At 37.2% G+C, this 13,196-nt stretch carries 9 protein-coding genes; 1 reads left to right on the top strand and 8 read right to left on the bottom strand.

Annotated elements, in window-relative coordinates:
- Positions 1–15: 15 nt before the first annotated feature.
- Entirely contained in the window at positions 16–990 is a 975-nt protein-coding gene (locus ACU5DF_RS06260; protein ID WP_446712213.1) for an ABC transporter substrate-binding protein, read from the bottom strand.
- A 117-nt stretch (positions 991–1,107) separates the two neighbouring features.
- On the opposite strand from ACU5DF_RS06260, the gene ACU5DF_RS06255 reads away from it, so the two are divergent.
- Positions 1,108–3,054, top strand: coding sequence for a sensor histidine kinase (locus ACU5DF_RS06255; protein WP_446712212.1), 1,947 nt, complete (start codon positions 1,108–1,110; stop codon positions 3,052–3,054).
- A gap of 146 nt (positions 3,055–3,200) precedes the next feature.
- Here ACU5DF_RS06255 and ACU5DF_RS06250 read toward each other — a convergent pair whose 3' ends face one another.
- From ACU5DF_RS06250 to ACU5DF_RS06220, 7 genes are all read right to left on the bottom strand, one after another.
- Positions 3,201–4,745 (bottom strand): DUF3369 domain-containing protein, encoded by a 1,545-nt coding sequence (locus ACU5DF_RS06250; protein ID WP_446712211.1) that lies wholly within the window; start codon positions 4,743–4,745, stop codon positions 3,201–3,203.
- Positions 4,746–4,894: 149 nt separating this feature from the next.
- Entirely contained in the window at positions 4,895–6,850 is a 1,956-nt protein-coding gene (locus tag ACU5DF_RS06245) for a CHASE3 domain-containing protein (RefSeq protein WP_446712210.1), read from the bottom strand.
- A 132-nt stretch (positions 6,851–6,982) separates the two neighbouring features.
- Positions 6,983–7,564, bottom strand: a complete 582-nt coding sequence (locus ACU5DF_RS06240; protein ID WP_446712209.1) for a DJ-1/PfpI family protein — start codon at positions 7,562–7,564, stop codon at positions 6,983–6,985.
- Complete coding sequence (locus ACU5DF_RS06235) at positions 7,554–8,204, bottom strand: bifunctional 4-hydroxy-2-oxoglutarate aldolase/2-dehydro-3-deoxy-phosphogluconate aldolase (RefSeq protein ID WP_060993218.1); 651 nt, start codon at positions 8,202–8,204, stop codon at positions 7,554–7,556. Before ACU5DF_RS06235 ends, ACU5DF_RS06240 begins: the two co-directional genes overlap by 11 nt.
- Complete coding sequence (locus ACU5DF_RS06230) at positions 8,194–9,156, bottom strand: sugar kinase (protein ID WP_446712208.1); 963 nt, start codon at positions 9,154–9,156, stop codon at positions 8,194–8,196. The genes ACU5DF_RS06235 and ACU5DF_RS06230 overlap by 11 nt, the downstream gene beginning before the upstream one ends.
- 97 nt (positions 9,157–9,253) lie before the next feature.
- Complete coding sequence (locus ACU5DF_RS06225; protein WP_061036864.1) at positions 9,254–10,108, bottom strand: tagatose bisphosphate family class II aldolase; 855 nt, start codon at positions 10,106–10,108, stop codon at positions 9,254–9,256.
- Positions 10,109–10,362: 254 nt separating this feature from the next.
- Positions 10,363–13,011 (bottom strand): molybdopterin-dependent oxidoreductase, encoded by a 2,649-nt coding sequence (locus tag ACU5DF_RS06220; protein WP_446712207.1) that lies wholly within the window; start codon positions 13,009–13,011, stop codon positions 10,363–10,365.
- Between the last annotated feature and the right edge of the window lie 185 nt (positions 13,012–13,196).

The following is a 13,196-nucleotide window of genomic DNA, read 5'->3' as shown; positions in this document are numbered from 1 at the left end:
AGGCATGGCTTAGCCTTACTCAATTGCTTTCCAGTGTTTTGGGGGAGTTAAGTCCCAACGTTTCATCTCTTTTAGCGTATAAATCGCCTTTCCTTTTCGACCAATAGTTATCGGAATATCTTTTGCTAATGCCTTACCTGATAAGATTTTCTGGGCAATCTCACCTGCAGCAATACCTTGAGATTCACCAAATAAGACAACCCCTCCAGCTGCTTTTCCTTCACCAATAGAGAAGTCCCAAAAACCAAATAATGGTACTTTTGATTCCTTATTTGTCCATGAAATTACCGTATCTTCATTGACATGAATTCCATTTTCATCCATCAAGGTATGATATAAACCAATGACGACAGCTCCTATACCTTGGCTATCAGCATCTAAAATTAAAGATTGCCAATCAGAAAAGTGACTGACTATTATTACTTCAGCTTCAAGTCCAATTTTTTTGTTAAGCATTTTGTATTGTTGTTTCATATAAGATGTTGCTATTTTGGAGGTCGTGCCAGAATCAAAAAGGACTCGAATTTTCTTTTTATTAACGGGTAGCATCGACCCTATTTCACCCATCGTTTTTGCTAACAAAGGTTGCTCTAAAACTCCTGTAATTTGAGAGCTTCCCCTATATTTTTCAAGAAGTTTTCTTGGATTAGCATTTATTCCCAAAAATACAATTGGAATACCTTTGTCATATAATTTAGGTAACATATAATTCAACGCATTATCATCACCTAAGATCACTAAATCCGGTTGATATGTCGCATATTTGAGGTAAGCCTTATCTGCCATTTTTTCGTGTTGTTCACTCGGCAGTCTTTTCGTATTCATTTGAAAAGTAGTAATTTCATGTTCACCATCTAGAATTAAATTAATCCCTGCTAAATAGCTTTTATCCCAAGAATATTCGGCATGATAACTTTCGATAACCAGTACTTTTCCAGCATAAAGCATATTACTAAACAGAGTTAACATCACTAATAAGCAAGTTTTCATTACGCCTCCGGTTTCTTTTTACCAACCTATTTAGTGTAGTTGATATATTAACTATGCACTCAAGTAAGAAAACCTGACTATACTTACTTAGTAAATCAGTTAAAGTGAGGGATAAGAATGAATCGCACTAACCAGTTCATACATAATAAAAAAAATCCTATTTCCAGTCATATTGGCCGACGTATTATATTAATTTTAATAATTATAAGCAGTATCGTGACATTACTAACGAGTTTTATGCAACTCTACTGGGACTACAACCGTGAATTTGATGCAGTGGAGAGCCGTCATCAAGAACTACAAAGTATACATATTGATTTACTCGCAACGTCATTATGGCGATTTGATCTCGTTCTCTTACAACAACGTTTAGAGGGCTTAGTTAATTTATCAAAAATTGATTATCTAAAGATTGAAACTGAAAACTATACATTTACAGCTGGAACTCCAGTGTTTGAGCAAACTATTTCAAGTCTATACCCTGTTACCTTTAAAGCCTCAGAAGAAGCAACCCCAGAAGTCATTGGCAGTTTATATGTACAATCTGATGCAAAGAAAATTTATAACTATTTGCTTGAACAATTTTTAATTTCGTTAGGAATTAATGCTTTTAAGATCACGATTATCTGCTACATCATACTAATGATTGTTCATCAAAGTATTAATCGACGCATATTCTCTATTGCAAGATACCTACGTCAATTTAACCCTCTAGAACCACCTAAACCCTTAAAGTTAAGGTATACACCATGCATAATGGAAAAAGAAGATGAGTTAAAATGGCTTGGAGATGAGGCAAATAAAATTACTAAAGATGTCACCTTGCTATATCAAAATTTAAAGTTTCAACAAGAACGTTTTGCTGATTTCGCCAACATTTCATCTGACTGGTTATGGGAAACGAATGAATTAGGACAGCTTATTTATGCTTCAGAGGAAATGAGAAAAAGTTTAAATTTAGATATAGAGCACCACATTATGATTACAGATATACCCTCTCTAAAAATGGCAACAACGTTATTATCTTATATTCATGAACGAACGGATTTCTCCTTATGTGAAGAAGCTCTCCATATCGATAATCGAACTCAGTATCTCCTTTTCCAAGGAACAGCCAATTACCAAAATAAGCGTTTTATTGGATTTAGGGGCACAGCTCTAGATATTTCAGCTCTTACTCAAGCAAAACGAGATTTAGAAGAACTTAACCAGGGTCTTGAAGATAAGGTAAAAGAGCGAACTAAAGATCTGAAAGATAATATGAAGAAGCTACAAAAAACTCAAGACCAATTAGTCGAATCAGAGAAATTAGCTGCTCTTGGTGGACTTGTTGCTGGTGTGGCACATGAAGTAAATACACCACTAGGGATCTCAGTAACAGCAGCCTCTATCATTAAAGAAATAACTCAAGAGTTAAACAATGCATTCGCTAATCAAACATTAACTAGCACACAATTCTCTGATCTAATGCAACGTATGAATGAAACAACAACAATGCTAGAAGATAACCTTAACAGAGGGGCTAAATTAATTCGTGACTTCAAACAAACGGCCGTAGATCAAGTATCAGAATGCCGTAGCCAATTCGTTATTCACCAAACTCTCGATTCATTAATTGCCAGCTTACACTCCGAAACACGCAAAATACCAGTTGTTCCTATCATTTCAGGTAGCCATTCATTAACCATGAACAGCTTGCCAGGAGTACTCACTCAAGTTATTTCTAATCTAATAATGAACAGTGTTAATCATGCTTTTACCGACACCACAAAGGCCGCAGAAATACATATCTCCTTCTATGAAGAGGGAGACAATATTATTTGTGAATATGTTGATAATGGGTCCGGTGTAGAAGAAGCCTTGCATCAAAAAATATTCGAACCATTTTATACTAGTAAGCGAGGGAAAGGAGGCTCTGGACTAGGGTTAAACTTAGTTTTCAATCTTATTCATCAAAAATTAGCTGGAAGTTTAGTATTCAACTCAACCTTGAATCAAGGGGTTCATTTTACTTTTACTTTACCGAAAGAACTACCACTGACAATTATCTCAAAAGACATATAAAACTAGAGAGTATTTATTTACCTTTCTCGATTAAACAATTCGCCTTTTAACAGTTAGTATGTTGCATAAGAAGAAGGGCTCATTTAATAATGAGCCCTTCTTCTTATTAAAATAATGAATAAAGTATAAATCAGAAAGGAGATTCACTAATCAGGGTGATTATCACGAATTGAAGTAAATAAAGTCCAATTATCCAACATTAAATCAACCAATTTGGGTTCAAAATGCTTCCCTCTCTGTAAGGCGATTTCTTGTCGTATATCTTCACTAGACCAAGGTTGTTTATAGCTTCTCTTTGAACCAAGAGCATCAAATACGTCAGCAAGTGCTGTAATCCGACCACTAATTGGTATATTTTCACCACTTAATTGATTCGGGTAACCTGTTCCATCCCATTTTTCATGATGATAAGCTGCTATATCTTTGGCGACTAAAATCAGTTTGCGTTTCGAACGACTAAGGATATCAACACCATATTCCACATGCTTTTGCATTATATGCCATTCTTCAGGTGTTAATTTACCTGGTTTATGCAAAATAGAATCCGGAATTGCGACTTTCCCAACATCATGTAACGGAGATGATTGTTTAATCATCAAGCAATCAAAATCAGAAAGTCCATATAAAATAGCCAGCTGTTCTGATACCAAAGCAACTCTTTGAACATGTGCTCCAGTTTCTTTGCTTCTTGCTTCAACTGCATTAGCTAAGTTGTAAACTAACTCTTTCGCTGTCTCTTTTAAATCTTCAAGCAAGTTTAAATTTTCAAAAGTCAGCCCTATATTATTCATATAAATTTCAAGGAGCTGTTTATCTAATTCTGATAATTCGCTATTAATATTAATATATAAAAGGTTATTAACCCCTCGCTCATCCGACATGAAAAAGACATACGCATCATCATAACTCTGGCTTGATTGATTTGTTACCGCATTTTTACAGCGTTCTGAAACGATATCAGGCAAACGCTCGTACGCACATTCATCATAGGAATTAACATATCCTCCCGTTGCCGCTATCGTTAATGCTCGAGATTCTTCACCGTTTGGTTCGGGTTGAACAACGCCATAAAAAGCGGAAGCTTCTAATTTAAGTAATGAAGTGACTTGTTGTAACACAGCAGTCGCATACGCCTTTAGGGTTGTAGTATTTTGAACATTCGCCGAGGCCTTAATAACCAAACTTAGCCCTTCTTTCTGTTCATCAATCAAACATAAATCTCGATAAGATCTTAACATTGAATACAGTAGTGTTCGAAGTTTCTGAGTGGTCAATTCTGTTTTTTCTTTATAATCATCAATTTCATATTCTTGAATAACAATATCTTCTGGCGCTTGGCCTGCTTGTCCAGTTCTAAGCACCAATCGAATTAATTGATTATCTAAATTTTCTCGAATATATTGAACTAAATCTAATCCAGCATGTTCAGTTTCCATAACAACATCAATTAGCGCAATAGCAATATCAGAATTCGACTCTAGAATGAGTCTTGCTTCTTCACCCGATAATGCTGAGATCAAATCCAGTTTTCGGTCTTGAAAAGTAAAGCCACTTAACGCCAGTTTTGTTATTTGATGCATTTGTTCATCATCATCAACTAACAAAACACGCCAAGGTTTAACTAATTTCTGCACTCGATTCTCAGGAGAATCAGTTTGTACATCGCTCCGATAATCAGAAAAAAGATCCATCAGTTACCTCATTTTTTTATATTCTTCTTATAGGTTTAGCACATTTATCCGCATCAGGAGCTATAAATAATCGTTTAAAAGTCAATAATGTAATCTGGTGCAAACTTTCACTATTACCTCACGTAATCCTCTGTATAGGCACACAAAGACTACATCTTAAATTGTTTAACTGATGCATTTAGCTCATTTGACAACTTAGCAAGATCGTCACACGATTTAACCGTCTCCATCATTGTCGTATGATTCTCGTGTGAAATACTGTTCACAGCTTGCATACTCTCATTTACTTGTTCCGTGGCAACACTTTGCTCTTCAGAGGCACTAGCGCTTTGAGTATTCATATCATTTATCTTAGTAATTGAGCCCGTTATTACTGAAAATGCACTGCCTGATTTACTCGCTGAATTTATGCTGGAGGTTAATAAATTTGTACTCTGCTCCATGCTAGCTACAACATCATTTGTTCCATTCTGAATTCGGTCAATAAGAGTATGGATCTCAGTCGTCGACTCTTGAGTTCTCTTAGCCAAAACTCGAACCTCATCAGCAACTACTGCAAAGCCTCTGCCCTGCTCACCCGCTCTTGCTGCCTCTATCGCTGCATTTAATGCTAGTAAATTAGTTTGCTCAGCAATTCCTCCAATAACCTCTAAAATTTTACCAATATTATTAGTTTCTTCTGCCAAGTCTGTTATTTGTGAAGAGGTTTGTTTTATCTCTTTATCCAGCTGGGCAATATGACCAATGGTGCTTTGAATCACATTAAAACCAGCTTGAGCCTCTTCATCTGCATGAGTTGCTACATGTGCCGCATTAACTGTATTTTGAGATACCTCTTGAACTGCAATAGACAACTGCTGCATTGCGTCTGAGATCTGCTCTGTTCGAGTTAACTGCTCTTTCGCACCATTATCGGTCTTTTCTAATGCACTCGTTAAATAGTTTGATGATTCCTTAAGCTTATTACTCGTTTCAGCTATCTGTCCGATCATTTCCTTTAGATTATTTGATACCGTTTGAATGGCAAGTAACAGTGTTCCGGCCTCACTCGTTCCTTGTTTACCAACATTGATATTCAAATCACCAGCAGCTAATTGCTTCGCATAAGCTACAGCCTTTTGAATTGGCCCTGTTATACTAGTAGCAGTAAAGTATGAAAAAATAAGTGCAAGTAAAACAACAATTACACTACCAAAAAGAATGACATTATTTGCCATTGTTGCCGTATTACTTGATTCAATCTTTCTTTGACCCATTAAGCTAGCTTCAATATCTATAATTGCCGAGACCTTACTGCGAAGATCATCCATATAGATTTTACCTTTCTTTTTATCAAGCTCTGTATACAGAGCTTCCATCGTTTTATAATCAGTTGATGTTTTTACAAGAGATATGGCTTTTTCACTATAATCATTTATCCACCCATTAACATGTTTAGATAGCGCTGTCCCTTCAATAAATTGATTCTGTTTTTTGATCACTTTTAGCCCGGCATAATACGGTTCTAAATATTGTTCTTCACGATTAAGAATATAACCTCTTAAGCCTGTTTCCATATTGACCATCGCATTGATGATAATATTTCCAACCATTCCAAAGCTTCGTGTATCGACTTCTGCTCGCAACCCATCCATTCTATTTTTGCCAATACCCGATTGAATTAATTCCGTTAGCTGATGATTTATACCCTCTCCTTGCCTAATGCTTCTTCTTAGCTCAATAATGGATTCTGCATAATTTGACCAGTTCTGAGCCAGAGCAGAGACTTCATCAAAACGTACCTGTTGCGCTGGGTTATCCGATGTTAACGATTTGGCTTCTTGCAAATAGGTTTTAAAATTAGCTTTACCTGCTACATAAGGTTCTAAATAACTTTCTTGACCGGCAATAGCAAATCCTCGTAAGCCAGTTTCTTGATTGACCATTGAATTAACAAGACCTTTACTATTTGCGATAACCTCTTCGGTATGCTCTACCCATTCAGAGGCTTTTTCCATCGTTGAAATAGATTGAAACACCACAATATTTAATGCAATTATTAAAAAACAAATCACAATATTACTGCCTAATAGTCGCCCTTTAATTGATACATTAGCTAAATCCATTTATCTCACCCAATCTTATTTTTAACACTTAAGTAACAAGCATAGGACAGCGATCAATTAAAACCAGAAAATAGAATAAAAAAAGACACTTCCGAAGAAGTGCCGTTTGTAAAAAATAGGGGGGATCATTTATTAAATGTAATCAAAATAAATATGCTGAGCTTGCCACTCTACTTTTTCAATATTGTCAGAAAGCACATATTTAGCTACTGTAAACGCAAATTCAAAACTAACACCAAGCCCCTTACCACTAATAAAATATCCATCTACAACAACTTTCTTATCTTGGAAAGTACCATCCGAAAACTTCTTCTCAAGACCTCCGCCTGTTGTATAATTTCGTCCATTCAATAAATGATTTGCCGCAAGTACCTTTGCACCAGAAGAGCACAATGCACAAATGTATTTTTCTTTCGTTATGTGGCGTTCAAGAAAAGCAATAACCATTGGGTTGGCAGATAAATTATCCGTACCTTTTGGGCCTCCTGGCATCATTACTGCATCATACAGAACGTTTTGTTTATCTTTTAACGTATAATCGGCAGAAATTCGAGTTTCAAAATAGGTTTCTAATGCGGTCGTTTTCATACAAGATAAGACATCAACCTTAATATCTAAACGACGCATTATATCGATAAAAACAACCGCTTCGCCTTCTTCAAAACCATCAGCAAGTAAAACAGCAACGTGTTTCGTTATTTGATTATTTTCCATCTTCATCACCAGTAATTAATGAACAAGTTTCACGTACATTTTTAGCGATAACCTTCCAGTCATGATTTTTAATCGCATCCGTTGGAGCTATCCATGTTCCACCACACGCAATAACCTGTGGTATTGCCAAATAACTTAATAAGTTTTTCAGGTTAACCCCACCTGTAGGCATTAATTGAATATTGCCATAAGGTCCAGTTAATGATTTCAACATATTCAACCCACCAGATGCTTCTGCAGGAAAGAATTTTAATGCCGAGAGTCCCATCTCTAACGCTTGCTCAACTAAGCTTGGATTATTGATTCCCGGAATAATCTTAATATTGTTATCTAAACAATATTGAACCGTCTTTGGATTAAAACCAGGGCTCACAACAAAATCGGCTCCTGCATCGACAGCGAGCTTGGCTTGCTCTTTTGTTAATACTGTTCCTGCACATAAAATAATATCTGGGTATGCTTGACGAATACGACGAATCGATTCTTCTGCCGCTTCAGTTCTGAAGGTGATTTCTGCCGCAGGTAATCCATTTTCGACAAGTATTTTAGCTAAAGGAACAGCATCATCTGCGTTTTCAATTTGAATTACAGGCATGACTTTTAATGCTTTTACTGTTTCTATCCAAAGGTTATTTTTCATTAATCTGTTCCATATTAGTAATGAGTGTTTGTATGTATGAAATCGGGATAATCGCCCCCTTATGCTGTATAACTTTAGAGGCTAATAGATTCCCCCAAGCACAACAATTTGCGATGGACTCTCCCTGACTATAGGCAGCTATAAATGCCGCATTAAATGAATCACCAGCAGCCGTCGTATCTACCAATTTATCAATTCGTTCCGCATTCATACTACCTGTATCACCAGTATTGATAGACCACATAGCGCCTTCTGCTCCAAGTTTTACTACAACTTGCTCCACCCCTAGAGTATGCAATCGGTCTGCTATTTCTTGTGCTGATATGTGTTCAGTTCCTAGAAGTAATTCTTCATCATCTCCTGTGACTAAAGTGACATCGCTCAGTCGATATAAATTATCTAACCAAAACTTCGCATCTATTTGGTCTTTCCATAGAGTGGGACGGTAATTTGAATCAGTAATAATCGTTGCACCATGTTGTTTCAATGTGGCCAGTACATCTAAAAGAATTTCACGATCATGAATGGGTAATATTGCGAGAGAAATACCTGATAAATAGACAATATCAGCATCCATGATTTTAGCTATGTTCGGTACAAACATAAGGTGCTGACACATATGCTTGGCTGCTGAATTATCACGCCAATAATGAAAACTGCGCTCCCCTGCACCATCGATATTAATACTATATAAACCGGGAAGTCGCTCCTTATCTCGTAGAACTAATGAACAATTGATCCCCTCCGACTCCCAAGCTTGAAGCATTAATGAGCTATATTCATCTAGACCTAATGCGGTTATATAATGAGGGGAAATATGAGGAAGTAAACGAGATAAATACACTGCCGTATTTAGAGTATCCCCGCCAAAACTTTGAGTTTGTGTAGAAAAAGCATTGCCACTTAACTCAATCATGCATTCGCCAATGATGGCTATTTTTGTTTTTTTCATAAGACAACCTAAAAAAGCCACATTGATTCAATTAGAGGGTTTATTAAATCAATGTGGCAAAACCATGTAAGGTTCAAAACAGAATTAAAATCCTAAATTATAATTTACCTTCACTGCCACAAACTCGAATTTTATCTTGCACGACTTTTTTCATCGCTTCTTTGCCAGGGATAATGTAATGACGAGGATCGTTAGCTCCTGGGTTCTCAATAAAATATGCTTTCACAGCATCTGAAAATGCAATTTTTAATTCGGTTGCGACATTCACTTTTGTAATGCCTAATTCGATACAACGGCGAACGTCTTCATCTGGTACATCTGATGCACCGTGCAATACTAATGGGACATCTGTTTTACGGCGAATAATACCTAATCGATCAAAATCTAAACATGGTTTTTCTTTATAAAGACCATGGGCAGTACCAATTGCAATCGCTAATGAATCAATTCCTGTCGCTTCGATAAATTCAACCGCAGCATCAGGGTCAGTAAATAGTGCATCTTTAGCATCAACAATTAGATCATCTTCCTGTCCACCTAAACGACCTAACTCTGCTTCTACCGAGCAATCCCAACGATGACAAAATTGAACCACTTTACGAACTAACTCGATATTTTTATCAAAGCTTAAATGAGAACCATCAATCATTGCAGATTTAATGCCCGCTTCTACTTTTTGTTGAATATCAGAAAAAGACTCGTGATGATCAAGATGAAGAGCAATAGGCATGTGATAACGCTTTGCTGCTTCTTTACAAATGCCAATTAAGTAATCTGTCCCTGCATAAGAAAAAGTACCGGGAGTGCCAGCAAGAATGACTGGGGTTTGCATTTCAGCCGCTGTTTCTACAACAACTTGAGCTGTTTCTAAGTTATGAATATTGAATGCAGGAACGGCATAACCACCCAACTGCGCTTTATGGAGCATTTCACGGGATGATACAAGAAACATAATAACCTCAAATTAAATTCTTCGTTTTCTTTCGCTATTATAGTATTCGAAAGAAAACATAAATAAGATGAGCAAGATCACAGAACAAACAATCAGCGAAAGCAAATGAAAGCAAAAAACTAAGAATTAATGAGGTTAAACTGACGAAATTAACTTTCGAACACTTTCATTGTTTGTTTTTTATTATTACGTATAAAAAAGCCCAAACAGCAGCAATGCTATTTGGGCTTAAATAAAACAGGAACTCACTTACATTATTGTGTGTCTTTGGCATTGGCTTCTAAAAAAGCCATCACTTCTTCACGCTCTAATGGATTTAATCCAGCCCGAGGGAACATACTTTTAGTGATTCCATGCCATTGAGTTTTTGTATATTGCTTAGGATCTTTGGCTGAGTGGCACATCGTACATCGTTGATAGAACAGCGCCTCACCAACACTTTGTGCCGTAGCCTCCACCTCTGCCCCCTCAATACCTAATGTTGTATTCACTTTATCAATGCGAATATCCGTATCTACAGTGACTATTCTTGGTGGCTCAAAAGCAAGGTTAGATGACTCAGGATCACGGCATCGTTGGATATATGCCAAGCAAGTATTTGCGCTATTTGCCTGACTTAAATCACTACATGCTTGACTTGAAGTTAACACATTAATGGACCCACTATTACAGCGTCCTTGGCTATCAAATTGCAGCCAAGCACCCTCTTCTAAACTGATGACTCCGGGCATGATCTGATCAGATACTTTCGCCCCAGCGATCACTCGGCCACGTTCATTAAATATCTCAACTAATTGGCCAGAACGAATACCGTGCTTCTCTGCATCATTATCATTGATCAGTACGTATTGTCGCCCTTGCACACTTTCATATTTGCGAACCTCTGTATTTGCCAATTGCGAATGCAAACGCATATAAGGGTGAGGGCTCACAACATGAACTTGGTTTGATTTTGCGTTCCCTAAATATTCAAACGGTTCTAAAAATGTTGGCATTGGTGGACAATTTTTCACATCAAAGTTTGCAATATCTTGGCAGTAAAGCTCTATTTTTCCTGATGTGGTATGCAAAGGATGCTTATCTGGATCTTGATAAAAATCTCCATGCCTTACCCATTGGTTTGCTTCTTGTGGCACTGGTAATAAAGCTACGCCATTTTTCCAAAATTCATCAAACGATAACGTTGCAGAAGACGCTTTATAAGCACGTTTTAAAATATCATCAAATGGCAAACCATCCGTAAATTTATCTTCTACTTTAAAGATCTCAGCCAGTTTTCTAAATATTTCAAAATCATCTAAGCTTTCACCGTAAGGCTTAATAACTTGGCGCATCGCATAAATTTTATCATTACTGTAAGTTCCTCCAGAAGAGAGATCATTTCGTTCTAACGTACTGGTTGCTGGCAATACAATATCGGCATATCGAGAAGAAGCACACCACCATGGGTCTTGGCAGACAAACGTTTCAACTTTTTCATTAAGTGCATTAATAAGTTCATTCGTATCTTGCTGATGAGAAAGGAGGTTATTACCTGCGTTATACACCATTTTGACATCCGGATACGTGTATTCAATGCCATCTCTAGTAAAGGTTTTTCCTGGATTCATCAACATTTCAGAAATGCGTGAAGCAGGACAAATCGCACTCACCGGATTTTTACCTTGAGATAAGCCAATAGGAAGTGTTTTCCCTGATTGTGGCATACCACCATTACCATAATGCCAACTAAAACCAACCCCTTCTCCCGGCTTACCAATTTTGCCTAGCATGGCTGCAAAGTTAATGATCGCCCAGTGGATCATCTCACCATGATCGGCTCTTTGTAATGACCAACCCGCCGCAAATTGGGTTTTACTGGTTGCTAATCGAATAGCCATTTTTTGAATATCCTCAGCAGGAATACCCGTGATCTTTGCAGCCCATTCTGGTGATTTTACAATGCCATCATTTTTTCCCATTAAATGGTTGATGTATTTGTCAGCCCCTACAGTATAACGATCCAAATAAGCGGTATCATGAAGATCGTTGACATAAACATGCTGTGCCATAGCTAAAAATAAAGCGGTGTCTGTATTTGGAACAATTTTCACCCACTCTGCATCCAATTCATCATCGGTACGGGTCTGTTGTGGGTTAATTGAAATAAACTGAATGCCATTTTCAGCAAACTGCTTCCAATGAGAATACATTTGATGATCTGCAACGCGAAATTCAATGCGGTTGTTTTTCCAAGGATCACAACCTATCAATACAAAGATTTCTGTGTTCTCTTGAATTACAGGCCATGCGGTTTGTGGCGAGTATACTTCCATATCACCAATAACATGAGGAAGTATAACTTGAGAAGCACCACCTGAATAATCCCCTGTAGTGGTGCTTTGTCCACCAATTAAGTTAAAGAACCGACCTTGCAATACCTGCGGCCTCATTAGGCCTGCGTGCGACCAACCACCATAAGAGCTACTAAAAATAGCTTCATTACCATAATCTGTTGCCGTCGTTTGAATCGCGTCTGCCACTAGAGATAATGCGGTTTCCCAACTCACTCTCACAAAAGGTTCTTTTCCACGTAAATGAGGCTTGGTATCACCTTTAGGGTCAGCGAGATAAGATGCCCTTACCATAGGATATTTAACGCGAGTTTTATCGTAGACTCGACCAATTAAACCCTCAGTGAGCATTTCAGTTGGCATTGCGTCTAGTTCTTTACGCGGTTGAATACCAACAAGCACGCCAGCTTTGACTATGGCATTAAATGGTCCCCAATGACTGGCGTGTGGAATAACCTCGACATCTTCATCATCAAAGAATTTCGAAGCTGGATAAACCATTAAACCACCACCCGCAACAACAGCAGTAGCAATGGATGTTTTTAAAAAGGTACGTCGAGAAATAGCCATAATACATTCCGTAGTGTTAGTTACTTATCAATACTGATGATTCGATAAATAATTCATTGGGAACATAGTAAACCTTTAAAGATTCATTTTACATACACATTTAAAGGTTAGAAAATAATGCTATTAAATAAAATATACCTTATAAGAAGTTAATAACTTTAGGCTGCATTTTCTCTAATTTTAGC

The sequence above is a fragment of the Aliivibrio wodanis genome, from assembly GCF_052920805.1.
The sequence above is the reverse complement of the archived record's forward strand: the minus strand, read 5'-3'. Positions and strand labels throughout refer to the sequence as shown.